The sequence below is a fragment of the Caproiciproducens puteiluti genome, from assembly GCF_052442865.1.
GTDB lineage: Bacteria > Bacillota > Clostridia > Oscillospirales > Acutalibacteraceae > Caproiciproducens.
In genome coordinates, this window is sequence record NZ_CP194790.1 from 105,628 (window position 1) to 130,213 (window position 24,586).

Sequence of the window (24,586 nt, forward strand, 5' to 3'; positions counted from 1 at the left end):
CGGAACACGGAGGAAAGAATGAGCTTTACGATTATCGGTACGGGAAGCGCGTTTCCGGCGTGCACAAAGACCAACGAGGAACTGTCGCTTCTGATTGATACTTCGGATGAATGGATCTCCACGCGCACAGGGATCAAAAGCAGGCACATTACCACTTCGGAAACCCTGTGCGATTATGCCGCCGAAGCGGCGGCGCGCGCGCTGAAAGACGCTTCCACGGCGCCGGAGGAGCTGGACTTGATCATCTGCTCCACCGCGCGGGGCGATCATATTACACCGTCTCTTGCATGCGAAATCCAGCAAAGGCTGGGTGCGGTCTGTCCGGCGTTCGACCTGAACGCGGCCTGTACCGGCTTTGTCTACGCGCTGGATGTCGCTTTTTCTTATTTTTCGGCAAACAGGGCGAAAAAAATCCTGATTGTGTCGGCGGAGGCCATGTCCAGGCTGCTGGACTGGCAGGACCGCTCCACCTGCGTGCTTTTCGGCGACGGGGCCGGCGCGGCGGTGCTGGCACCGGGGGACAGCCTGCTTTCCGTCAAAATCGGGGCGAAGGGCGACGCCGCCCCGCTCTACGCGGAAAACACACAGGGCAACTGTCCGTATTCTCAGGTGAAACAGGTGGACCCTTACCTGAAAATGAACGGCAAGGATGTCTATAAATTCGCCGTGGCCGCCATGTGCGGCGACCTTGTACAGGTCATCCGCGAAGCGGGGCTGACGGAAGCGGACGTGGACTTTGTCCTGCCCCATCAGGCAAACCTGCGGATTATCGACGCGGCGATCGGCAAGCTTTCCATTGCGCCGGAAAAATACCGGCACAATATTGAACGGTTCGGCAACACCTCCTCGGCGAGCATCCCCATCCTGCTGGATGAGCTCAACCGCGCAGGGGAGCTGCACGCCGGAAATATCCTGGCACTGACCGCCTTTGGCGGCGGCATGACCACCGGGGCCTGCATCCTCCGCTGGGGGCGAACAGACGGTTCCGACCAAAAAGACAAGGAGGACTGCAGATGATCAAGACACCATTGTGTGAACTGCTCGGGATCGAATATCCCATTCTACAGGGAGGAATGGCCTGGATCGCGGACGCTTCCCTTGCCGCCGCGGTTTCCAACGGCGGCGGGCTGGGCCTGATTTCCGCCATGAACGCGAACGCGGAATGGGTGAAAGGCGAAATCCGTAAGGCGAAAACGCTGACGGACAAACCGTTCGGCGTCAATATCATGCTGATGAGCCCTTATGCACAGGAGGTTGCCCAACTTGTTATCGACGAGGGGGTGCCGGTGGTAACGACCGGCGCGGGAAACCCCTCGCAGTATATGGCTGCGTGGCTGGAAGCGGGCGTCAAGGTGCTGCCCGTAGTGGCTTCCACCGGCATCGCGAAGCGCGTCGCCCGTTGCGGCGCGGTCGCCGTCATTGCCGAGGGCTGCGAATCGGGCGGCCACATCGGCGAGCTGACCACTATGACGCTGGTGCCGCAGGTGTGCGACGCGGTGGATATCCCCGTGGTCGCGGCGGGCGGTATTGCGGACGGCCGGGGAATCGCGGCGGCGTTCCTGCTCGGCGCGGCCGGCGTGCAGGTCGGCACCCGTTTTTTGGTGGCGAACGAATGCGGGGTCCATCAGAATTATAAGAATAAGATCCTTCACGCGAAGGATATCGATACCCTGACGACCGGCAAGCGTACCGGGCATCCGGTGCGGGCGCTGAAAACCGCCTTCACCCGTGAATTTGCCAAAAAAGAATACGACGCCGACGTTTCCTCAGAGGACCTGGAGGCGTTCGGCTCCGGCGCGCTGCGCCGCGCCGCCGTGGAGGGCGACGAGAAAAACGGATGCTTTATGGCGGGCCAGATCGCGGCCATTGTCGACAAGGAGCAGCCCGCGGCGGAGATCATCCGGGAAATGTTCGGGGAAGCGGAAACTGTGTTGGGTGGTGCCGGCAGATGGGTAAAATAGCGTTTGTCTTTTCGGGGCAGGGAACTCAGTACAGCGGCATGGGCAAAGACCTTTGCGAAAACAGCCCCGCCGCGAAAGAGGTGTTCGACCGCGCCGACGAGCTGCGGCCCGGAACCTCCGCACAGTGCTTCGGCGGTACGCAGGAGGAGCTGAACCAGACCATCAACACGCAGCCCTGCGTGTTCTGCGTGGACCTGGCGGCGGCACAGTGCCTGAAAGCCGAAGGGGTCACCCCCGACGCGGTCGCGGGTTTTTCGCTGGGCGAGGTCGCGGCGCTGACCTTTGCCGGGGCGTTCGGCCCGGACGAGGGAATCCGGCTGGTGTGCCGGAGGGCGGCGTTTATGCAGGATGCCGCGGAAAAGAATCCGAGCGGCATGGCCGCGGTGCTGAAGCTTCCGGCGGAAATCGTGAGGGAGCTTTGCGGCAGATATGAAAACGCTTATCCTGTCAATTACAACTGCAAGGGGCAGACCGTCGCCGCGGTTTCCAAAAGCGCGATGGACGCTTTCTGCGCGGATGTGCAGAAAGCGGGCGGCAGAGCCGTCCCTCTGGCGGTCAGCGGCGGGTTCCACTCCCCGTTTATGGACGAGTCGGCAAAAAAGCTGCTCCTGGAGCTGGAAACGGTGGAGATGAAAACGCCCTCCCTGCCGGTTTATTCCAACGTGGACGCGAAGCCCTACGGGGAAAACGGGAAAGTCACGCTGTCGGAGCAGATCAACCACCCCGTTTACTGGCAGAAGTCCGTGGAAAACATGATTGCGGACGGAATCGATACCTTTGTGGAAGTCGGCCCCGGGAAAACCCTGTGCGGCCTGATCAAAAAAATCTCTTCGCAGGTGCGTATCCTCAATGTGGAAAACTTTGCGGACGCGCGGGCCGCCGCGGAAGAGTTAAGGAGGACCTCATGCTGAAAGGAAAAACGGCCGTCGTAACCGGCGGTTCCAGAGGAATCGGCAAAGCCATCGCGCTGAGGCTGGCGCAGGAAGGCGCCGACGTCGCCATCCTTTACGCCGGAAACGAAACGGCGGCACAGGAGACCTGTTCCCTGATCGGGCAGTCCGGCGTAACGGCGAAAGCCTACCGGTGCGACGTTGCGGACGACCGGCAGACCAAAGAAACGGTCGACGCGATTCTTGCCGACTTCGGCGGAATCGATATTCTGGTCAACAACGCGGGCGTCGTGCGGGACGGGCTGATTCTCTCGATGAAGGAAGAGGACTTCGACACCGTGGTCAATACGAACCTCAAGGGCGCATTTCATATGATTAAGCATACCTACCGCCACTTCATGAAAAAAAGAAGCGGCAGGATCATCAATATCACCTCCGTTTCCGGCGTGACGGGAAACGCCGGTCAGGCCAACTATTCCTCCGCGAAGGCCGGGCTGATCGGCCTGACCAAATCCACGGCGAAGGAGCTTGCCGCGCGGAACGTGACCTGCAACGCGATTGCCCCCGGCTTTATCGACACCGATATGACCGCCGCGCTGACGGATAAGGTCAGGGAAGCCGCCGTGGAGGCCATTCCGTTAAAGCGCATGGGCACCCCCGGCGACATTGCCGCGCTGGCGGCGTTTCTGGCGGGGGACGAGGCGGGCTATCTTACCGGCGAGGTCATTAAAATGGACGGCGGCCTCTGCATGTGATAACGTCAACCGCGCTGTATGCGGAGAATCGAGGATACAATGGCTTATTTTGATCAGAAACCACTCGTCATCGGTGACCTTGTGGCTCAGACCCCCGTTGTGCAGGGAGGAATGGGCGTCGGGATTTCCCTTTCCGGGCTTGCCTCCGCCGTGGCGAACGAGGGCGGAATCGGCGTGCTTTCCGCCGCGGTCGTCGGCATGATGCATCAGACCGGCCCCAGTGCCCGGGACAACATTGCGGCGCTCCGGGAGGAAATCCGCCGGGCGCGCGCAAAGACCAAGGGCGTGCTGGGCGTCAACGTCATGGTTGCGCTGAGCGACTTCGGCGAAATGGTGAAAACCTCCGTCGAAGAGGGCATCGACGTCATTTTCGCGGGCGCAGGCCTGCCGCTGAACCTGCCCTCCTTTGTGGGAAAGGGCTGTAAAACCAAACTGGTGCCGATTATTTCTTCCGCCCGCGCGGTCAGGACGATTGCGAAATGGTGGAAGGAAAAATACAATTACACCCCTGACGCGTTTGTCGTCGAAGGACCCATGGCCGGCGGGCATCTGGGCTTTCATAAGGAACAGATCGACGACCCGGAGTACCGGCTGGAAAAGCTGGTGCCGCAGGTTATTGAGGCGGTCCGTCCGCTCGAGGAGCAGGCGGGGCGTAAAATCCCCGTGATCGCCGCGGGCGGGATCTTCAGCGGCGCGGATATCCGGCGGTTTTTCGATCTGGGCGCTTCCGCAGTGCAGATGGCGACCCGCTTCGTGGCCACCGAGGAATGCGACGCGGACATCGCCTTTAAAAACGCCTATGTCGCCTGTAAAGAGGAGGATATCGGCATTATCCAAAGCCCCGTGGGCATGCCCGGACGCGCCATTGTGAACGGGTTCCTTCAGCAGGCCGCACAGGGGGAGAAGCATCCCGCCGGCTGTCCGTTCCACTGCATTATCACTTGTAAGCAGAAGGAAAGTCCCTACTGCATCTCCATGGCGCTGATCAACGCCGGCAGGGGCAGGATGGAAAACGGCTTTGCGTTTATCGGGGCGAACGGTTACAAGGTGAAAGAGATCGTATCGGTCAAAAAGCTGTTCGAGACTCTTTCAGAGGAGTACCGGCAGAGTAAAGACGGCGCGCTTGCCGCAGTAAGAGAGGATTCAATATGAGAAGAGTGGTTGTTACCGGGATGGGCGTGATTTCGCCCGTCGGAAATACCGTGGAATCGTTCTGGGACAGTCTGGTGGAAGGCCGGAGCGGAATCGATTTTATCACGAAATTCGATACCGCCGATTATAAGGTGAAAATCGCGGCGGAGGTCAAAAACTTTGACCCGCATGACTATATGGAAAAGGGGGAAATCCGTAAAACGGACCTGTTCGCGCAGTATGCCGTTGCCGCCGCCGCGCAGGCGGTGGAGGACAGCGAAATTCTCGGCAAGGTCGAGCCCGAGCGGTTCGGCGTTTACGTCGGTTCCGGAATCGGCGGCATGAGCACCTTCATCAACGAGTGCGATAAGCTGCTGAAGGGCGGGCCGAGGAAGGTTTCCCCCCTCTTTGTCCCGATGATGATTTCCAACATGGCGTCGGGCAATATCGCCATCAAATACAACGCGCAGGGCCCCAGCCTTCCGGTCGTGACCGCCTGCGCGACTTCCACCAACGCGGTGGGCGAAGCGTTCCGCTCCATCCGTTTCGGGTACGCGGACGTCATCCTTGCGGGCGGCGCGGAAGCGACCGTCAACCCGCTCGCAATCGCGGGCTTTACCAACTGCATGGCGCTCTCCACCAAAAATATCCCCGAGGAATCCTCCATCCCGTTCGACAAGCGCCGCGACGGCTTTGTCATGGGCGAGGGCGCGGGAATTCTGGTACTGGAGGAATATGAGCACGCAAAGGCCCGCGGCGCGAAGATTTACGCGGAAGTCAGCGGCTACGGAAACACCTGCGACGCGCACCATATCACGGCTCCCCACCCGGAGGCCGTCGGCGGCGCAAGGGCGATTTCCCTCGCCATGGAGGAAGCCGGGCTGCAGGAAGAGACGGAAATCTATATCAACGCGCACGGTACGGGGACTCCCCTGAACGATAAATCTGAAACCATTGCGATCAAAAAGGCGCTGGGCGACAGGGCATACCATGTCTGCATCAGCTCCACCAAGTCCATGACCGGCCACATGCTCGGCGCGGCGGGCGCGATCGAGGCGATCGCCTCCGTGCTTGCCCTGAAAAACGGGGTGATCCCCCCGACCGTCGGCTACCGCGAAAAGGACGAGGACTGTGACCTTGACTATGTGCCGAACACCGCAAGGGAGAAGGACGTCAGCGCCGCGCTTTCCGTTTCGCTGGGCTTCGGCGGTCACAACGCCTGTATCGCCCTGCGTAAATACCGCGGCGAATAGGACTTGAATGTGGAAAGGACTGGTTTTGGTTTGGATATTCAGCAAATTAAGGAAATCGCGGAGGCCATGCGCGAAAACGGGCTGACTTTAGTCGATATCACACAGGACGGGGCCTCCCTCCGGCTGGAGCGGAAACCCGCCTGCGCGGAGGCTCTTCCCGTTCCGACAGCCGTTCCGCCGCAGATCGCGGCCGAGGCGGCGCCCGCCCCCGCAAAGGAATGCGGAGGAGCGGAAGTGAAATCGCCGATCGTCGGCGTGTTTTACGCTTCCGCTTCCCCCGATTCGGAGCCGTACGTACAGGTCGGCAGCCGCGTAAAAAAGGGCGACACGCTCTGTATCATTGAAGCTATGAAGCTGCTCAATGAAATCAGCGCGGAGTGCGACGGGGAAATCACCGAAATCTGTGCGGCCAGCGGCCAGGTCGTGGAGTACGCGCAGGTACTGTTCCGGATCAGGTAGGAGGTTTTTTATGAACAGAGAAGAAATCATGAAAATGATTCCCCACCGGGAACCCATGCTGCTGGTTGACCAAGTGGAAAAAACAGGGGAAACAACGGCGCAGGGAAGGTATACCGTCAGGGGGGACGAATGGTTTTTAAAGGGGCATTTTCCCGGAAACCCCGTCGTTCCCGGCGTTATTCTGTGCGAAATCTTGGCGCAGGCATGCTGCATCCTGATCGGGGATAAAATCAACGGCCGTACGCCGTATTATACGGGACTGGATAAGGTGCGCTTCAAGCACACGGTCCTCCCGGGGGATACACTCACAGTCGAGTGCAGCCTGACAAAGGAAAGAGGCCCTTTCTGCTTTGCAAGCGCCAAAGGCTATGTGGGTGAGCAGCTGGCGGTTTCCGGCGAGCTTTCCTTCGCGCTGGTCGGCGGCTGACAGGAAAGGAAGGCTGAAGCTTGTTTTCTAAAATATTGATTGCCAACCGCGGCGAAATCGCCGTCCGCATCATCCGCGCCTGTAAGGAGATGGGGATTTCGAGCGTAGCGGTTTTTTCGGAGGCGGACAGGGATTCCCTGCACGTCAGCCTTGCGGACGAAAGCATCTGCATCGGCCCCGCGCAGGCGAAGGACAGCTATCTGAACATGAGCGCCATCCTCTCCGCCGCCGTGGTAACGGGCGCGCAGGCCATCCACCCCGGTTACGGGCTGCTGTCGGAAAACGCGGACTTCGCGTCGCTCTGTGAAAAATGCGGCATCGCGTTTATCGGGCCGAGCGCCGACCTCATCCGCAAAATGGGCGATAAGGACGCGGCGCGTAAGACGATGCGCGCGGCCGGGGTCCCCGTTGTGCCGGGCTGCGATATCCTTGACGACCCCGCTTTGATTCAGCAGGAAGCCGACAAAATCGGGTATCCCCTTCTGGTCAAGGCCCGTGCGGGCGGCGGCGGCCGGGGAATCCGCACGGTCAACAGTGCCAAAGAGCTGAAAAACGCCTTTGCCGCGGCTTCTGCGGAAGCGCAGAGCGCGTTCGGCGACGGCGAGGTCTACATGGAAAAGTATCTGTTTCCGGTAAAGCATATCGAAATGCAGATTTTATGCGACGGCTACGGGAACGTCGTCTGCCTGGGCGAGCGGGAATGCTCCGTCCAGCGCAAACGCCAGAAGCTGCTGGAGGAAAGCCCCTCCCCCGCCGTCGGCGCCGAAACGCGCCGGAAGATGATGGAGGCGGCAGTCAGGGCGGCCCGTGCGGTCAAATACGTCAACGCCGGTACTATCGAGTTCCTGATGGATAAGACCGGGAATTTCTATTTTATGGAAATGAATACGAGGCTTCAGGTGGAGCATCCCGTAACGGAGATGGTGACCGGGATCGACCTTGTCAAGTGGCAGATCCGGATCGCGTCCGGCGTGCCCCTTTCCTATAAACAGGAAGATATCAAGATCGAAGGCACCGCCATCGAGTGCCGCATCAACGCGGAAAATCCGCGTGACGGGTTCCGTCCCAGCTGCGGTACCATTTCCTTTCTGCATATTCCGGGCGGGCCATGGGTCCGTTTTGACACGGCCCTGTATCAGGACTATACCGTTCCGCCGTTTTACGACTCCATGATCGCCAAGCTGATCGTGCACGCCAAAACGCGCGAGGAAGCCATCCGCAAAATGCAGGCGGCCCTGTGCGAGCTGGTGATCGAGGGTGTGGAGCACAACGCGGAGCAGCAGATGGATATTCTGAGCGACAGCGAATTTATCGCCGGCGACTATTATACCGATTTGATCGAGAAACGGGGTAACGTTCCGTGCTGAAAAAAGAATTTTTTCGCAAGCCGAAAAACGAGCTTGAAAATTACAACAAGTATCTCAAAACGGTTTCGCCCGATGTTCCGGGCGAAATGTGCGTTTTATGCCCCTCTTGCAAACAGACGCTTTTTACGGGCGCGCTGAATGAAAACAGCAATGTCTGCCCGAAATGCGGGTATCATTTCCGTATGAACGCCCGCCAGCGCATCAGTATGCTGACGGATGAGAATACCTTTGAGGAGCTTTACGGCGGAATCCTTTCCAAAAATCCGATTGATTTTCCCGGCTACCCGGAAAAGATCAAGCACGCAAGGCTGGAAAGCGCCGAGAAAGAGGCCGTTGTCTGCGGCACCGCCAGAATCGGCGGAAACGACTGCGCGCTGTTCGTCATGGAGCCCCACTTTATGATGGGCAGCATGGGTACAGTGGTAGGCGAAAAAATCACACGGATTTTCGAGTACGCCCGTGACCATTCCCTGCCGGTCGTCGGCTGCACCGTTTCCGGCGGGGCCAGAATGCAGGAGGGAATCCTTTCGCTGATGCAGATGGCCAAAACCAGCGGGGCCGTCAAGCTGCACAGCGACGCGGGGAACCTGTACATTGCCGTTCTGACCGACCCGACCACCGGCGGAGTGACCGCCAGCTTTGCCATGGAGGCCGACATCATCCTTGCCGAGCCGAACGCGCTGATCGGCTTTGCGGGGCCGCGCGTGATTGAGCAGACCATCCGCCAGAAGCTGCCCTCGGGCTTTCAGCGGGCAGAATTCCTGCTGGAAAAAGGCTTTGTCGACGCGATTGTCGACCGTAAGAACCAAAGAAAGCAGATTGCCAGGCTTCTTTCCCTGCACACGGGGAGGGAATGCGGATGAGCGCTTATGACAAGGTGGCCGCCGCCCGGGCCAAGGGCAGACCGACGGGGACGGATTTTATCGCCAATATCTTTGAGGACTTTGTCGAGCTGCACGGCGACCGCCGTTTCGGCGACGACAAGGCCGTCGTGGCGGGCATTGCCCGGCTGAATACCATGCCGGTGACGGTGGTGGCTCTGGAACGGGGACACGATACCAAGGAAAAGGTCTTCCGCAATTTCGGTTCCGCCCATCCGGAGGGATACCGCAAGGCCCTGCGGCAGATGAAGCTCGCGGAAAAATTCGGGCGTCCCGTGGTGTGCTTTGTGGACACCTCCGGCGCGTTCTGCGGCATTGCTGCGGAAGAGCGCGGGCAGGGGCAGGCAATTGCAGAGAACCTGATGGAAATGATGACGCTGAGGGTCCCGGTCGTCTCCGTGCTGATCGGTGAGGGCGGAAGCGGCGGGGCGCTCGCGCTCGCCGTTGCCGACGAGGTCTGGATGCTGGAAAACGCCGTTTACTCCGTCATTTCCCCCGAGGGATGCGCCAGCATTCTTTGGAAGGATTCCTCCCGGGTGAAAGAAGCGTCGGAATGCCTGAAGCTCACCGCGCAGGATCTTCTGGAGCTGAAGGTAATTGAGCGCGTCGTCGGGGAAAGCGGCAGGAATTTCCACAGGACTTATCAGGAGATCAAACAGGGCCTGTGGGAAACGCTTGTGAGAAACAAAAATCTTGACCCGCAGGAGCTGGTTCAGAAACGCTACGAGCGCTTTCGCGGCATCGGCTCCGGACCCGCCGGGAGACCTGCCGGTCAGGAAACGCCTGCGGGACCATGCGGTCGGCACGCGCCTACGGCGATGCTCTAAAGGAAGCAAGGAGCGACTCCCTCAGTCAGGCTATGCCTGCCAGCCCCCTCAGGGATGGGGCCTCTCTTTGCCTCCCTCTGTGAGGGAGGTGCCGCGCGCGGAGGAGGGAGAAGACCGATTGGGGGAGTCAAATAAAAACGCGTCCTGCAACCGGACTTAAAACCCGGGCAGGACGCGTTTTTTATGATGATAGGATCATTTTATTCGTACCGCAGGGCTTCGATCGGGTCGAGCTTTGCGGCTTTGTTCGCGGGGTAGTAGCCGAAGAAAATGCCGATGGCCATGGAGAAGCCCACGGCGACCGCAATGGCGGAGGGGGTGGGATAAGCCGCCTGCTTCAGCAGCAGCCCGCCCGCGTAACCGAGTCCGGCTCCCAGAATGATTCCGAAAATACCCCCGATCAGGCAGATAATCATGGACTCTACAATAAACTGGGTGCGGATGGCGCTGTCCGGCGCGCCGAGCGCCTTGCGCACGCCGATTTCCCTTGTGCGCTCCGTGACGGACACCAACATGATGTTCATGACCCCGATGCCGCCGACCAGCAGCGAAATGGCCGCGATAATGGAAATGGCAAGGGTCAGGGTGCCCATCATCGAATTCATTTCGGAAATTTGGGATTCCAGGCTCATAGCAAAGCATTGAAAGAATTTATTTTTGGTATAAAAAGTGTTGAAGAAATTCTGCGTATCGTCGGCGAACTGGGTATAATCGATTCCGCGCGCGGCCATGACCGTCAGGCTCTGATATCCGTCGTCGTCGCCGGTCAGCTCCTTTGCGGCCGTTACCGGAATGTAAAAGGTGGTACGCGTGTCCTGCCGCATAAACATGGAAGAGGAAGCTTCCTGATAAACCCCGACGACCGTGTAGGTCTTATATCCGTAATTGGTCTCCATGCGGATCTGCTTGCCGATCGGGTTATCGGCCGAGCCGTACAGCTCCGCAGCCAGCCGCTCGGAGATCACGGCGACCTTGCTGACGCGCTGCTCGTCTTTTTCGGCAATAAACCGGCCGCGGATCACGGTGATGTTGTCGACCAGCATCGAGCCTTCATTGACTCCGGAAAGGGAAACATTGGACGTTTTGTGGCCGTTCTTGATTTTTCCGGTCCCCGCGCTTGCGCTCAATCCGATTGCGGTGATCTTGTCGGCGTATTTCTTTTGGTATTTCGCGATCATATCGGTTGAAATATAATCGTCTTTCGTCATGGCGGAGCCGCCTCCGCCGCCTTCCTTGCTGGAGAGATAAACCGAAATGTTGGTAATGCCGAAATTTGAAAGCGCGTCGTTGACGGAGGTGGTCATCGCGTTGCCGACGGAGGTGATGGCGATGACGGAGCCGATGCCGATGATAATGCCCAGCATGGTGAGCAGGGCGCGCATTTTATTGGAGATCAGCCCGTTGATGGCAAGAGAAATATTTTCAAGCAGATTCATGATTTTCCTCCTGAAAAACAGGCTGGTTGTCTTTATCGCTCTGGATTCTGCCGTCGTGAATCGTGATGATCCGTTCGGTTTCCATCGCCAGCTCGTTGTTATGGGTAATCAGGACGATCGTCTTCCCCTGCTCCCGGTGGAGCTTGTGGAACAGGTCCATGACCAGGCGGCCCGTGGAGCTGTCCAGCGCGCCGGTCGGCTCGTCCGCAAGGATGATCGCGGGGTCGTTCGCCATGGCGCGGGCAATGGCGATCCGCTGCTTCTGTCCGCCGGAAAGCTCGTTGGGCATATGCTTTGAGCGGTCTTCCATCTCCACCAACTTCAAAAGCTCCATGGCGCGGGCGGACCTTTTTTTACTCGGCATCCCCGCGTAAAGCATGGGGAGCTCCACGTTGCCCAGCGAGGTGGAACGCGGAATCAGGTTAAAGGTCTGAAAAACAAACCCGATTTTTTTGTTGCGGATTTCCGAAAGCTCGTTGCTGCTCATCTTACTGATTGGCACGCCGTCCAGGATGTAGTCGCCGGCGGTCGGTCGGTCCAGCGCGCCGATGATATTCATCAGGGTGGATTTGCCCGAGCCGGACGCGCCGACAATGGAGACAAACTGCCCTTCGTAAATGTCCAGGGTGATGCCGTGCAGGATTTCCAGCTCGTTGGGCGTTCCTATGTAAAAGGTTTTAACGATATCGTGCATATCGATTACAGTATTCATGGTCTCATACCCGCCGCTCTGAATCCCGCGCCGCCTCCGGATTCGGTTCCTTCCACCGCGCCGGAAAGCTTGACGGTTTCGCCCGGCTTGATCTCTTTGGCGTCGGAAATGATCTGCATGCCTTCCTTCAGTCCGTCCCCGGAAATTTCCTCCTCCGCGTCCGTCTCAATTCCCGTTGTTACGGTGACGGCCTGCACTTTAAAGGTTCCGTCCTTCTGCGGCACGGCGGCGTAGACAACGCTCTTTCCGGAAGCGTCGGCGGATACCGCGTCATACGGCACTGCGAAAACGTCCTTCTTCTGTTCCAGAATGATGTCCGCGCTTCCGTTCATGCCGATTCTCAGGGGGGTATCCTTTGAGGTGATCAGAACGTCGGCCTCAAATTCGGCGTCGTTGCTGCTGGCGGCTTTGCCGTCGGCTCCCTTGACGGAAGCGGGAGAAACCCTTTCGAGCACGCCCTCAAATTCCTTATCGGCGATCGCGTCGGCCGTCACAGCCACCTTCATGCCTTCTTTTACGTTGGTGATGTCGTACTCCTTGATTTTCACGGTCATTTTCAGCGCGGCGGTGTCCTCTATTACAAACATCAGGCTGCTCGCGGGGGCGTTCTGCACCGCGTAAACGGCGGTGACCGTGCCGGAATTCGGGGCGGTGACCGTGCACTTGTCAAGCTTGGTCTGCAGCGCCTGCAGTTCTTTTACCGACGCCGTGTCATCGGCGGAAAGCTTCGAGGTAATAATGTCGTCCTGCGCCGTTTTCAGGTCCTGATTGACGGAGGTCTGTGTCGCCGTGAGCGACTTGACCGCGCTGTCATACGCGGACTGCGCTGCCGCGGTCGATTTGACGTACTGGTCGCGCTCCTCGTCCGCGGCGGTTGCCACGGCGTTCAGGTTTTTCTGCGCGTTGTCGTAGGAAAGCTGGGCGGATTCCATGGCGTTTCTGTACTGGGACAGCTGAGATTCATATTCATAGGTGCCGTCCATGTCGTCCTTATATTCTTTCTTGTAATCATTATATGTTTTTGTTGCGTTGTCAAGCTGAAGCTTGGCGCTGCTCAGCGTCTGTTTGGCGGAAAGCAGCGACGTGTTCAGGTTTTCCTGTATATGCTTTTCCGCGTCGCTCTGTTTCTGCTGCGCATTCTCCAGATCGCGCTTGGCGGAGTCCACTTTGTCCTGTGCGGCGTTGATCTGCGTATTCAGCCCGGCGTTCAGAGTGCTGGAGGTATCGTTGTATTTCTTCTCGCTCGCCTGTATCTTCTGATAAGCCAGCTTCGCGTTGCTGCTCAAAGCGGCCTGCTTTTGCCCGATGGTATCTTCCAGGTCCCCAGAATCCAGCTTGCAGAGCACGTCTCCGGCGCTGACGCGGTCGCCGACTTCCACGGGCAACGTTTTGACGGAATAATTCAGGTCCGTATATACCTTTACGGAGTTGGTGCTTTCCACCACTCCGGTAGTGCTGACCGTGTTGCGCAGTTCGGTTTTGCTTAGGGGGGTGCTCTGCACCGATGGTACCGCGGAACTTTTCGGCAGAAATGCGTTGACCGCAACCGCGGCTACAACAATCACCGCGACGGCGATCAAAATAATCTTTTTCCTTTTTTTCTTCACAGTGGTAGTCACTCCTTCGTTTGTGGAACAAAAAGCACGTTGACAGTTCTATCCAGTATGTACTATTTGATTAATACAATCATACAGCCGAGGGGTAAAAATGTCAATATTAAGACTATAGGAATTGGGCAAAAAAGAGTTTAAATAATTGTGAAAAGAAATGGTGTATTCTGTGAACAATTACAAGCGGGCCTTTTCCTAACGGAAAAAGGCCCGCAAAGCAAGGCGCGGCGGCAAATAAAAAACAGATGATCATCGGCCTGACGATTCCGGACCGGAACCGTTCAGAAGCTTCGGCCCCCCGGGCAGCTCCTGCTTTTTTCGGGTATTTCTCTCCGTGCTGAATTCCGTCATGCAGCTCCAGTAGCGCTTTGGCATATGGCTCATACGGCACTTCGGGTTGTGGCGGCCCTGCACCTCGATGGTGTTGTAAAAAAGACGCCAAAGCTCCCGGAAGGAACGTTCTTCCTCGTCCGGTTCGGGCATCTGGAAATCGTCCGCGGAAATGATTTTGGAGCGGTAGGGCTGATAGATCAGCGCCATGGAGTGCGTGCGGTCGTAAATCAAAAAGCGTTCCTCCGGGTACCGTTCTCGGAAATGCGGGGCCAGCAGGGGCAGCACGAGGTTTTTGGGCTCGATCTCGGCGGCCAGCGCGCCGTCAAAGACGGAAAAGCGCAGGAAGCCTTTCAGCAGGTGCGCTTCGTTGGTCAGGTGCTTGACCGCTTTAAAAAGCGTGTTTACCACATCGTCCGCCAGCATATTCATCACCCGGGGACCGCAGGAAAAGCCCATGCGGAGAAACAGCAGGATAAAAAGCTCTTTCCGGGGCAGGCACGTCAGATAAGCGTGGCGCACGAAGTCCAGCGCTTCCATCCCCATTTTCCCCGGGATGGAAGCCAGCACCCGGGCCGATTTTTTGGGATCGGTGACGATCTCCTTCTGCGGCAGCAGAACGGTCTGCTCCGCGTCGGGCGAAAAAATATCCGCGGGAATTTCACGCTTTTCGTAGCTCTCAAAGACACAGCATAAAAGCCCGTCAAAGCTTCCGTCGTAGCAGTAAATCAGATTTGACCGGTCAGGCATTTTCGCACATCCTCCTGTGTCAGGCGCGGCTGTTCGAACAGGGAAAGCTGCTCCGGTTCAAAGCCCGCGCCCTGACGGTACATGCCCAGCGCGGTATCGGACATCAGCGAGCGCAGCGCGGCGTCCTGCGTGATTTTCAGCCCGTCCGCGATTTTTCCGCCGCAGGTAATGAAATACTGCGCCCGTTTCAGCACGACGCCCAGCTTTTTCAGCCCGTCAAAATTCAGCGGCCCGGTACGCCGGGCGGTAACGATGCGTTTGGCGCTGGTCACGCCGATTCCCGGTACGCGCAGCAGCTCCGCGTACGGCGCGCGGTTGATTTCCATGGGAAAGCACTCCATATGATTGAGCGCCCAGTTGCATTTCGGGTCTATATAAGGGTTAAAGCTTTGATGACCGGGATCCAGGATTTCATTGGCGGTAAAGCCGTAAAATCGCAGAAGCCAGTCCGCCTGGTACAGGCGGTGCTCCCGCAGGAGCGGGGGCTTTGTGTCCGTGGAGGGCAACAGGGCGCTGTCGGAAACGGGCATATAGGCGGAAAAGAAAACGCGTTTCAGCTTGTATTTTTTATAAAGACCCTCGGTCAGGTTCAGAATCTGAAAATCCGTCTCCGGCGTGGCGCCTACGATCATCTGCGTGCTCTGTCCGGCGGGGGCGAACCTGGGAGCGTGCCGGTATCTGACAAGGTCGGTGGTGTTTTCCTGAATCCGGTTCTGAATATATCCCATGGGCGCCAGAATGGAATGCTTTGATTTGTCCGGGGCCAGCAGCTTCAGGCTGCTCTGGGACGGCAGCTCAATGTTGACGCTCATGCGGTCGGCTAGCATCCCCAGACGGGAAATCAGCACGCTGTCCGCTCCGGGGATGGCCTTTGCGTGGATGTAGCCCGAAAACCGGTATTCCTCCCGCAGAATCCGCAGCGCCTCGATCATCTGCTCACAGGTGTAGTCCGGGTTCCGCTGAATGCCCGAGCTGAGGAAAAGCCCTTCTATATAATTGCGGCGGTAAAAGTTGATGGTCAGCTCCGCCAGCTCGCGCGGGGTAAAGGCGGCGCGGGGCGTGTCGTTGGAGCGGCGGTTCACGCAGTACTGGCAGTCGTAGGTGCAGGCGTTGGTCATCAGCACCTTCAAAAGCGAGATGCACCGCCCGTCCGCGGCAAAGCTGTGGCAGATGCCGCAGGCGGTGGCGTTTCCGATCCCGCCGCGCGAAGCCTTTTTGTCCACTCCGCTGGAGGTGCAGGCCACGTCGTACTTTGCCGCGTCGGTCAGAATTTTCAGTTTATCGAAGACGTCCATGTCTTTCAGCTCCTTATGATGGGGTCCCGTTCCTTTTGGCGCCTACTTGCGGCGATGTGCTCATGAAGCAGGGAAACTCCTTCCGTTGCGCCGGGCGCGCCACCTCCCTCGCGGAGGGAGGCAGGGATTTTTCCCTCTTTAGAGGGCTTTTCTTTATCATAACACAGAACATACGTTCTTGTAAAGGCAGAGAAAAAATTTTGAGCGGAGAAGCATTTCGATTGCATTTTAGATCTTTGTCAATTTGGAGAGCCATTCTCCATAACCGTAATGTTTCGAAAGCTACCGATCCTGTTTTTAAGCTCGGGAAACTGATATTTACACAGAAGAAAAAATAAAAATCTTATACAAGCGGAAATTCTTTGACTAATATTCCTATATATTATATAATAAATGCAGATTTTATAAGAAAATAAGGCAAAATCGGACAGGTTTCGAAGAAAGAAAGCAAAAAGTTTCATAAATTTATTTTTTTATAAAATATATTGACTTTTGAAAGTTAATGATATAATATTAAAACACAACGAAAGGGAGAGCGTTATGCTTACTGTAGAAAAAAAGAACCTGATCCTTTCCATGCTGCAAGAAAAACCGGTCGTAACCGTACCGGAGCTGAGCCAGGCGCTGGAAACCTCTGAGGTGACCGTGCGCAAGATCCTGAATGAACTGGACGAGCAGGGCCTTTTAAGACGTACCCGCGGGGGTGCGGTCAACATCTCTACCATTCGTGAATTTGAAGAAAAAGAAAAAGAGAAGAAGAACACGGGCGAAAAACGGGCGATCGCAAAAAAAGCGTATGAGTACATCGATCCCACGGATACCGTTTTTATCGACGCCGGTTCTACCACGTTGGAGCTTGTCAAGCTGATTAAAAACGGAAGCAAGCGCGATATTGTGGTGATTACCAACGCGCTGAACATCGCGTTTGAGCTTCTGGACGCCGACGACATCGAGTTGGTGTTTATCGGCGGGAGCGTCCGCCACAAAATTATGTCCTGTGTCGGCGGATTCGCGGAAAACACAATTAACAGCCTCTGTATGGATAAAGCGTTTATCGGGTGTAATAGTATTACCGTGGAAACGGGAATTACAACCCCGAATCTTTATGAAGCACAGGTCAAACAGTGCGTGCTCAAAGCCGCGCGCGAAACCATCCTGATCTCCGATTCCACCAAATTCGGGCATACGTCCATGGCGCGGATCAGCCCGATCAAAAATATGACGCGGCTGATTACGGACAGCCGGATTCCCCAGCAGCTGAGAAGCCAGATCGAAGGTACGGGAGTCGATCTTGTCGTGGTCAATCCGGAGGAAAACAATGAAACGCGAAAGGACAATGCATTTTGAATAAGATCATCAACCAGCCGGAACAGATGATAGAGCAGATGCTCGAAGGCTATATTGCCACCTGCCCGGATCTGCTGGAAGCGCTGCCCCAGTCCAAAGGCATTCTGACAAAGCGGAAAAAGGACAAGGTGTCCATCGTGACGGGCGGTGGTTCGGGAAACGAGCCGTGGATCATCGGTTACGTGGGTGAAGGGCTCGCGGACGGCGCAGCGCTGGGCAATGTGTATATTGCGCCCCCCGCGCGGGCAATTTTAAATGTGACGAAAGCAGTCCGCCACGAAAAGGGCGTTATTTATATCTGTACGAATCACGCGGGCGACGTGCTGAATTTCGAGCTGGTAGGCGAGCTCGCCGAAATGGACGGCATCCGTACGCGCTGCGTGTTTGTCGCGGACGATATCACCAGCGCCCCGCGGGAGCAGCAGAGCGAACGCCGCGGCGTGGCGGGAATCGCGATGGTGATGAAGGTCGCGGGCGCGGCGTGCGACGCCGGGCTGGAGCTGGACGACGCGGTGCGGGTCATTCAGAAAGCGAACCGCAGCACGTTCACGTTCAGTGTGACCACCTCTCCGGGCTATCTTCCCAGCGGAAAGGCCATGTGCGAGCTGCCGGACGGCTTCATCGAGTACGGCATGGGCTTCAACGGGGAGCCCGGTGTCCTGCGCACGGAGCTGAAGCCCGCGGATGAGATCGCGGATACCATGCTGAAATACCTGCTGGACGACAGCGGGATTTCCGGCGGAGACGAGATCGCCGTCATGGTGAACGGGTTCGGCTTTACCAGCCTGCTGGAGCTGAGCATCGTCAACCGCAGGGTGGCCGAAAGCCTCAGGGAAAAAGGAATCATTCTGCACGATATTTTTATCGACACGCTTTTCCAGCCGCAGGGGACCGGCGGGTTTTCCATTTCGATCCTGAAGCTGGACGAGGAGCTGAAACCGTATTACGACGCGCCCGCCTATTCGCCGTTCTTTAAAAAGTACAGATAAATACGGACGCGCTCTACAAGCGCCGGAATTTTAGGAGACAGAGTATGGAAAATACCATGAATACGCGTCAGCTGCGGGACATGTTCCTTTCGGTCGCGCGCAAGGTTGTGGAAAGTGAAGACTTTTTGACGGAAATCGATCTGAAAATAGGGGACGGCGACCACGGCTTCGGCATGGCGCTCGGCTTCAAGGCAGTGAAAGCGGCTCTGGAGGGAAAGGAGTTCCCTACGGTGGAAGCTCTTTTCCAGGAAGTGGGCATGACCCTGCTGGACACGATGGGCGGCGCTTCGGGCGTGCTCTTCGGCACTATGTTCATCAGCGGCGTCGCCCGTCAGGAACCCCATGAGCAGGCCGATCTGGCGCTGCTGGCCGGAATTTTCCGCCGGGCGCTGGAAGCGCTGAAGCAAAGAGGCAAGGCGCGGGTCGGCGACAAAACCATGGTGGACGCGTTCGAACCGGCGGCCGCCGGGCTGGAAGAAGGCGCGGCGAAGGGTGTTTCCCTGAAAGAAGGCCTCGTCCTGTGCGCGGCGGGCGCGAAAAAAGGAATGGAATACACCCGGGAATGTGTGGCCCGGTTCGGCCGCGCAAAATCCTATGGGACTAAGGCGATCGGCCTTCAGGACGCCGGAGCGACTTCTGTGTGGATCATTTTTCAGGCAATGTCGGACTGGGCTTCAGAAAATATTTGACTAATTTGAACCAATAACATTAATAAGGTGGGTACAAAGAATGATAACCACACTTACGCTGAACCCGTGCATCGACAGAACCGTAACCGTTGACGGCTTTACCTACGGGGGAACCAATCATGTGGAAAATTTCCGGTGCGATGTTTCCGGCAAGGGAATCAATGTCAGCATCGCGCTGAACAATATAGGGGAAGAAACCCGCTGTCTGGGCTTCAATTATATGGACGGCGGATCGCTTCTGACAGATTTTTTAAACAGCGAAAAGATCAGCAACGATTTTTTAAACGTAAACGGGCAGCTCCGCACCAATATCAAGATTTTTGACAAAAAAGCCAGTGTGATGAGCGAGCTGAACGAAAGCGGAAATTTCGTAAACGGGGACTGCATCGCGGACCTTGTGAAGAAAGTGGAGGAATATCTTCCCAAAACCTCGCTGCTTGTGCTGGACGGCAGCGTGCCGCCGGGCGTTTCCAAAGATATCTATAAGACCCTGACGGACAAGGCGAGGGAATACGGCGTGAAAACCGTGATCGACGCCTACGGCGAGCTGCTTCTGGAAGGGATCAAAGCCGGACCGTACCTGATCAAGCCCAACAAGGACGAGCTTGAGGAAGCTTTCGGAGAAAAGATTCAGTCAAAGGAAGACGCCGTCCGCGTTGCCCGGAAAATCATCGGCCAGGGCGTCGGCATGGTCTGCGTATCCATGGGCAAGGGCGGCGCGATGCTGATTACCGAAGAGAAAGCTTACTTCTGCGCGGGGACGGACATCGAGGTAAAGGGCGTGCAGGGGGCCGGGGATTCTCTGGTGGCCGGCATGTGCTACGCGATTGTGCACGGCCTTTCCTGCGCGGAGATGCTCCGTTACGGCGTAGCCGTGGCGCACGGTTCCCTGACGCTGGAGGGCACCCAGATGTGTACGCTGGAAAGCTTCCAAAAAATGCTTCCGCTGATTCATACCGAGGAAATAGGATAAGATAGGAGTCTTGATTATGCCATTAGTAACAACCCGGGACCTTTTGCTGGACGCAAGGCGCGGCGGCTACGCGGTTGCCGCGTTCAATATCGAAAACATGGAAATGGCTCAGGCCGTCATCCGGACGGCCGACGAAATGAGGAGCCCCGTCATCATACAGACCACGCCGGGAACGGTGAATTACGCGGGCTTCGACATGCTGCGCGCGATGGTCGCGGTGGAAGCGGCAAAGACGGATATGCCGGTGGCCGTGCATCTTGACCACGGCGACAGCTACGAGCGGTGCGCCGCGGCGATCGATTCCGGCTACACCTCCGTCATGATCGACGGCTCCAAGCTTCCCTACGAGGAAAATATCGCCGTCACCAAAGCGGTTGTCGACCTCGCGGCAAAAAAGAATATCGACGTGGAAGGCGAGCTCGGCAGAGTCGGCGGCAAAGAGGATACCCACGAGGTAAAGGCCGGAGAGGATATCTACACCGATCCGCAGCAGGCGAAGGACTTCGCCGAAAGGACGGGCGTCCGTTCGCTGGCGGTCGCCATCGGCACCGCGCACGGCTTTTATAAAGGGGAGCCGAAGCTCGATTTCGGCCGCCTGGAAAAAATCATCGGGCTCGTCAATATTCCGATCGTGCTCCACGGGGCTTCCGGCGTGCCGGACGAAGCGGTCCGCCGCGCGGTCGGGCTGGGTATCTGCAAGGTGAATTTCGCGACGGAGCTGCGCGCCGCACTGACCAAAGGCGTGCGCGAGGCCCTCAGGGACGAAGCCGTCTATGACCCGAAGGTGTTTATGAAGCTGGGCAAAAAACAGGTCGAGGAAATCGTAAGGCACAAAATCCAGGTGTGCGGGTGCGACAACAGAGCCTGAAAAATATTTTAAAAAGACGAATTTGGAGTAAATCCATTTTCATAAATTTTTAGGAGGATTAATAATGAAAAGGTTTGGCAAATTATTAAGTATCGTTTTAGCAGCAGCGGCCCTTATTTCCACTCTTGCTGCCTGTTCCGGCCCGGGTACCGCCGCCAGCAGCGCAGCCGCGAGCACGCCCGCTTCCACGGCGGACGGCGCCAAGAAGGAGATCACCGTCGGTGTCAGCCTTCTGACCAGAGAACACGTTTTCTACAATAATATTGAAACAGCGTTAAACAGCAAGGCAAAAGAACTCGGCGTAAAGCTCGTTGTTCAGGACGCCAATCAGGACGCCAGCAAACAGCTCAGCCAGGTTCAGGACTTCATCACGCAGAAGGTTGACGCGATCATCCTCTGCCCCACCAACTCCGCCGGCAGCAAATCCATGGTTGAGCTTGCGGAAAAAGCAAACATCCCGGTTCTGACGATGGACGTTCCGTCCGACGGCAACACCGTGTGCCACGTTTCCACCGATAACTACAAGGGCGGCGAGCTGGCTGCCGAATATCTGGTAAACAACGTGCTTGCCAACAAAAAGGGCAACGCCGCCGTCATTACCTATTCCGAGATCGAAGGTTGCGTCAACCGTGAAAAGGGCTTTACCGAGTGGATCGCAAAGAACGCTCCGGACGTGAAGGTCGTAGATGTTCAGAACTACTCCGGCGACCAGGCGAAGGCTGCCGACGTTATGCAGAACATGCTCCAGAAGCACGCCGACCTCGACGCTGTTTTCTGCGTGGGCGATCCGGCCGCGATGGGCGCTCTGTCCTCCGTCAAATCGGCCAACAAGCAGGTCAAAATCATCGGCTTTGACGGAAACGCGGAAGGCGTTGCCGAAATCAAGAAGGAAGGCAGCCTCTGGGTAGCAGACGTTGCACAGGATCCTGCGAAGATCGGTGAAACCGCCCTTCAGGCGGCTGTTGACACCGTAAACGGCAAGACCGTCGAAAAACTGATCGCGATTTCTCCGTATATCATCGATAAATCCAACGCCAAATAAGCCTACCTGATTTTTCCGCGGGGATGGGTGAGCCATTGCCTGTCCCCGCCATTTAATTTTGTATGGAAAGGAAGCATACAAATGGGGCAGAAACCGATTGTAGAGTTGTCCAATATCAATAAGTCCTTTCCCGGGGTTAAAGCGCTGTCCGATATTTCGGTAGATTTTTATCCGGGCGAAGTCCATGTCCTTTTAGGCGAGAACGGAGCCGGAAAATCCACGCTGATCAAGATCATCTCCGGAGTATACCAGACCGACAGCGGAAGCCTGAAAGTCAATGGTGAAGAGGTGCGCTTTATGAACACCCGCGAGGGGCTGGCGCACGGGATCAGCGTAATCCATCAGGAATTGAGCGTAATTCCCGATTTAACCGTAGCGGAAAACATATTTCTCGGGCGCGAGCCGAAGATCAGGGGAACCAATCTGATCGATAAAAAGGCCATGAATCAGAAAACACAGGAAATTCTGGATTCCATCGGAGTCAAAATCAACGCAAAGGCCATGATACGCCGCCTGAACAACGCCGACAGGCAAATGGTGGAAATCGCCAGGGCGGTCTCGCAGGACAGTTCGCTGGTCATTATGGACGAACCGACCTCCTCTCTTTCCAACAAAGAGGTGGACGCACTGTTCACCGTCATCAATAAATTGAAAACAAACAATGTCGCAGTTATTTATATATCGCACAGACTGAAAGAAATTACGGCCATCGGCGACCGCATCAGCATCCTGCGCGACGGGCAACTGATTAAGACGGCCCTGTTATCCGAAATTTCGGAGGACGACATGATTACCCTGATGGTCGGACGGCAGATGACCCAGTTTTATTACCGGCCGGAAAAGGACGCGGTCAAGGACGAAGTCGTGCTGAAGGTGGAGAATCTGACACGCAGCGGCGTATTTGAGGATGTGTCCTTCGAACTCAGAAAGGGCGAAATCCTGGGCGTAGCCGGGTTGATCGGCGCGGGCAGAACCGAAGTGATGCGCGCGATTTTCGGAGCGGATAAGCTGGACGGCGGAAAATGCTATGTTTTTGGCAAAGAGGTCTACTTTGAATCTCCGCGTCAGGCGATCAAGGCGGGAATCGGGCTGATTCCCGAGGACAGAAGGGGCCAGGGCCTGCTGCTGCAGAAATCCGTGAAGGAAAATACCTCGCTCGCCAGCCTTTACGCAAATTCCACCCGCGGAGTGATCGACCGGAAATGGGAAACGGACGTCGCCCGCGACTACATTAAGCGGCTCCATACCAAAACCCCGGACGAAAACGCGCGGACCAAGAACCTTTCCGGCGGAAACCAGCAAAAGGTGGTTATCGCCAAATGGCTGGTCGCGAAATCGAAAATCCTGATTATGGATGAGCCGACCAGAGGCATCGACGTCAATGCGAAAGCCGAAATCTACGCCCTGATGAAAGAGTTTGTGGAAAACGGCGGAAGCATCATCATGGTGTCGTCCGAAATGCCGGAGGTCATCGGCGTTTCCACCCGCATCATGATCATGCGCGAGGGTCACGTTTCGGGTACGCTCGACAATACCAATGTCGCCGAAAAAGATATAATGAAGCTTGCCAGCCTGAACGCTGGCTGAGCCGGGAGGCATAAAAATGAAAAATGAAATTGCTATGAAAAAGCTCAGACATATTACCCAGGATTACACCATGGTGCTCTTTTTGGCGGCGCTGTTTATTGTTTCCCTGATCTTTGTACCGCGTTTCTCCGAAGTGGGCAACCTGATTAACGTACTGATGCAGATCACCATCAACGCGCTGATCGCAACGGGCATGACCTTTGTCATCCTGACCGGCGGCATCGACCTTTCCGTCGGTTCGGTCGCGGCGCTTTCGGGCATCGTGTCCACATCCCTGATTCAGCTTGTGCCGAACGCCGGAATCCCGATGAGCCTGCTGGTGATCTTCGGAACCTCCCTTGTGGTCGGCGGCATCTGCGGCACAGTCACGGCGTTTAACATTGCAAAGCTGCGCGTGCCTCCCTTTGTGGCGACACTGGCCATGATGAGCATCGCGAGGGGCCTTGCCTATGTCTATACCAACGCAAAGCCGGTGTTCGGGCTTCCGGACGCTTACGCGTGGCTCGGCCTCGGCTATATCGGGCCGATTCCGGTCATGGTCATCATTATGATCATCATTCTCGCGGTCGCTTTCCTGATCCTGCGCAGGACCTGCTTCGGCCGCTATGTCTTTGCCGTAGGCAGCAGCGAGGATGTTTCCCAGCTGAGCGGCATCAATGTAAAACGGGTTAAATTTTACGTATACATCATCTGCGCCGTTCTGGCGGCCCTTGCCGGCGCAGTGCTTTCCTCCCGGCTGCAGGCGGGCCAGCCCGCGGCGGCCAACGGCTATGAGCTGAACGCGATCGCGGCGGTCGCCATGGGCGGCACCAGCATGAGCGGCGGACGCGGCGGCATCAGCCAGACCGTCCTCGGCCTGTGCGTCATCGGGATCATCAACAACGCGCTCAGTCTTCTGGGCGTTTCCTCCTACTGGCAGACCATTGCCATGGGCGCGATTATCCTGATCGCGGTCATCTTCGATCAGAATAAAAAAGACCTGTAAAACAGGCGGGGCCCTTGCGCTC

At 56.8% G+C, this 24,586-nt stretch carries 23 protein-coding genes and 1 pseudogene; 19 read left to right on the top strand and 5 right to left on the bottom strand.

What is annotated here, in order from left to right:
- The first annotated feature begins 18 nt into the window (after positions 1–18).
- The 11 genes and pseudogenes from ACRQU7_RS00510 to ACRQU7_RS00560 form a co-directional block, all read left to right on the top strand.
- On the top strand, positions 19–1,017 hold the full coding sequence (locus tag ACRQU7_RS00510; protein ID WP_444642865.1) for a beta-ketoacyl-ACP synthase III: 999 nt from the start codon (positions 19–21) through the stop codon (positions 1,015–1,017).
- Positions 1,014–1,961: an enoyl-[acyl-carrier-protein] reductase FabK gene (gene fabK / locus ACRQU7_RS00515; protein ID WP_444642867.1), complete on the top strand. Its 948-nt coding sequence runs from the start codon at positions 1,014–1,016 to the stop codon at positions 1,959–1,961. The genes ACRQU7_RS00510 and fabK overlap by 4 nt, the downstream gene beginning before the upstream one ends.
- Entirely contained in the window at positions 1,949–2,872 is a 924-nt protein-coding gene (gene fabD / locus ACRQU7_RS00520; protein WP_444642869.1) for an ACP S-malonyltransferase, read from the top strand. The genes fabK and fabD overlap by 13 nt, the downstream gene beginning before the upstream one ends.
- Entirely contained in the window at positions 2,866–3,606 is a 741-nt protein-coding gene (gene fabG, locus ACRQU7_RS00525; protein WP_444642871.1) for a 3-oxoacyl-[acyl-carrier-protein] reductase, read from the top strand. The genes fabD and fabG overlap by 7 nt, the downstream gene beginning before the upstream one ends.
- 39 nt (positions 3,607–3,645) lie before the next feature.
- The gene (locus tag ACRQU7_RS00530; protein ID WP_444642873.1) at positions 3,646–4,758 is read left to right on the top strand and encodes an NAD(P)H-dependent flavin oxidoreductase; all 1,113 of its coding nucleotides are present in this window, start codon (positions 3,646–3,648) and stop codon (positions 4,756–4,758) included.
- A complete protein-coding gene (gene fabF, locus ACRQU7_RS00535; protein WP_444642875.1) occupies positions 4,755–5,990 on the top strand; it encodes a beta-ketoacyl-ACP synthase II in 1,236 nt (411 codons plus the stop codon). The genes ACRQU7_RS00530 and fabF overlap by 4 nt, the downstream gene beginning before the upstream one ends.
- 30 nt (positions 5,991–6,020) lie before the next feature.
- Positions 6,021–6,449, top strand: coding sequence for an acetyl-CoA carboxylase biotin carboxyl carrier protein (accB, locus tag ACRQU7_RS00540; RefSeq protein ID WP_444642877.1), 429 nt, complete (start codon positions 6,021–6,023; stop codon positions 6,447–6,449).
- A 10-nt stretch (positions 6,450–6,459) separates the two neighbouring features.
- A complete protein-coding gene (gene fabZ / locus ACRQU7_RS00545; RefSeq protein WP_444642879.1) occupies positions 6,460–6,876 on the top strand; it encodes a 3-hydroxyacyl-ACP dehydratase FabZ in 417 nt (138 codons plus the stop codon).
- A gap of 20 nt (positions 6,877–6,896) precedes the next feature.
- Positions 6,897–8,243: an acetyl-CoA carboxylase biotin carboxylase subunit gene (accC, locus tag ACRQU7_RS00550; RefSeq protein WP_444642881.1), complete on the top strand. Its 1,347-nt coding sequence runs from the start codon at positions 6,897–6,899 to the stop codon at positions 8,241–8,243.
- Positions 8,237–9,106, top strand: coding sequence for an acetyl-CoA carboxylase, carboxyltransferase subunit beta (gene accD, locus ACRQU7_RS00555; RefSeq protein ID WP_141826823.1), 870 nt, complete (start codon positions 8,237–8,239; stop codon positions 9,104–9,106). Before accC ends, accD begins: the two co-directional genes overlap by 7 nt.
- A pseudogene (locus ACRQU7_RS00560) lies at positions 9,103–9,873 on the top strand (acetyl-CoA carboxylase carboxyltransferase subunit alpha); the annotation flags it as partial. The gene accD and the pseudogene ACRQU7_RS00560, both read left to right, overlap by 4 nt.
- A 278-nt stretch (positions 9,874–10,151) precedes the next feature.
- Here ACRQU7_RS00560 and ACRQU7_RS00565 read toward each other — a convergent pair.
- The 5 genes from ACRQU7_RS00565 to ACRQU7_RS00585 all read right to left on the bottom strand — a co-directional run bounded on the left by ACRQU7_RS00565 (position 10,152) and on the right by ACRQU7_RS00585 (position 16,084).
- The gene (locus ACRQU7_RS00565) at positions 10,152–11,387 is read right to left on the bottom strand and encodes an ABC transporter permease (RefSeq protein ID WP_444642884.1); all 1,236 of its coding nucleotides are present in this window, start codon (positions 11,385–11,387) and stop codon (positions 10,152–10,154) included.
- On the bottom strand, positions 11,374–12,099 hold the full coding sequence (locus ACRQU7_RS00570; RefSeq protein ID WP_444642886.1) for an ABC transporter ATP-binding protein: 726 nt from the start codon (positions 12,097–12,099) through the stop codon (positions 11,374–11,376). Before ACRQU7_RS00570 ends, ACRQU7_RS00565 begins: the two co-directional genes overlap by 14 nt.
- Positions 12,096–13,706, bottom strand: a complete 1,611-nt coding sequence (locus ACRQU7_RS00575) for an efflux RND transporter periplasmic adaptor subunit (protein WP_444642888.1) — start codon at positions 13,704–13,706, stop codon at positions 12,096–12,098. The genes ACRQU7_RS00570 and ACRQU7_RS00575 overlap by 4 nt, the downstream gene beginning before the upstream one ends.
- Positions 13,707–13,958: 252 nt before the next feature.
- Positions 13,959–14,789 (bottom strand): TIGR03915 family putative DNA repair protein, encoded by an 831-nt coding sequence (locus ACRQU7_RS00580; RefSeq protein WP_444642890.1) that lies wholly within the window; start codon positions 14,787–14,789, stop codon positions 13,959–13,961.
- Positions 14,768–16,084 (bottom strand): putative DNA modification/repair radical SAM protein, encoded by a 1,317-nt coding sequence (locus ACRQU7_RS00585; RefSeq protein WP_444642892.1) that lies wholly within the window; start codon positions 16,082–16,084, stop codon positions 14,768–14,770. The genes ACRQU7_RS00580 and ACRQU7_RS00585 overlap by 22 nt, the downstream gene beginning before the upstream one ends.
- A 540-nt stretch (positions 16,085–16,624) precedes the next feature.
- On the opposite strand from ACRQU7_RS00585, the gene ACRQU7_RS00590 reads away from it, so the two are divergent.
- From ACRQU7_RS00590 to ACRQU7_RS00625, 8 genes are all read left to right on the top strand, one after another.
- Positions 16,625–17,431: a DeoR/GlpR family DNA-binding transcription regulator gene (locus ACRQU7_RS00590; protein ID WP_444642894.1), complete on the top strand. Its 807-nt coding sequence runs from the start codon at positions 16,625–16,627 to the stop codon at positions 17,429–17,431.
- Positions 17,428–18,420: a dihydroxyacetone kinase subunit DhaK gene (locus tag ACRQU7_RS00595; RefSeq protein WP_038322288.1), complete on the top strand. Its 993-nt coding sequence runs from the start codon at positions 17,428–17,430 to the stop codon at positions 18,418–18,420. The genes ACRQU7_RS00590 and ACRQU7_RS00595 overlap by 4 nt, the downstream gene beginning before the upstream one ends.
- Before the next feature lie 44 nt (positions 18,421–18,464).
- Positions 18,465–19,109, top strand: a complete 645-nt coding sequence (gene dhaL / locus ACRQU7_RS00600; protein ID WP_444642896.1) for a dihydroxyacetone kinase subunit DhaL — start codon at positions 18,465–18,467, stop codon at positions 19,107–19,109.
- A gap of 40 nt (positions 19,110–19,149) precedes the next feature.
- On the top strand, positions 19,150–20,082 hold the full coding sequence (gene pfkB, locus ACRQU7_RS00605) for a 1-phosphofructokinase (protein WP_444642898.1): 933 nt from the start codon (positions 19,150–19,152) through the stop codon (positions 20,080–20,082).
- A 16-nt stretch (positions 20,083–20,098) separates the two neighbouring features.
- Positions 20,099–20,950 carry a class II fructose-1,6-bisphosphate aldolase gene (gene fba, locus ACRQU7_RS00610; RefSeq protein ID WP_444642900.1) on the top strand — a complete coding sequence of 284 codons (852 nt, stop codon included), beginning with the start codon at positions 20,099–20,101 and terminating at the stop codon, positions 20,948–20,950.
- A gap of 64 nt (positions 20,951–21,014) precedes the next feature.
- A complete protein-coding gene (locus ACRQU7_RS00615; RefSeq protein ID WP_141826833.1) occupies positions 21,015–21,992 on the top strand; it encodes a substrate-binding domain-containing protein in 978 nt (325 codons plus the stop codon).
- Between the two features lie 81 nt (positions 21,993–22,073).
- Positions 22,074–23,579, top strand: coding sequence for a sugar ABC transporter ATP-binding protein (locus ACRQU7_RS00620; RefSeq protein ID WP_444642903.1), 1,506 nt, complete (start codon positions 22,074–22,076; stop codon positions 23,577–23,579).
- A gap of 16 nt (positions 23,580–23,595) precedes the next feature.
- Entirely contained in the window at positions 23,596–24,564 is a 969-nt protein-coding gene (locus ACRQU7_RS00625; RefSeq protein ID WP_444642905.1) for an ABC transporter permease, read from the top strand.
- Positions 24,565–24,586: the final 22 nt, after the last annotated feature.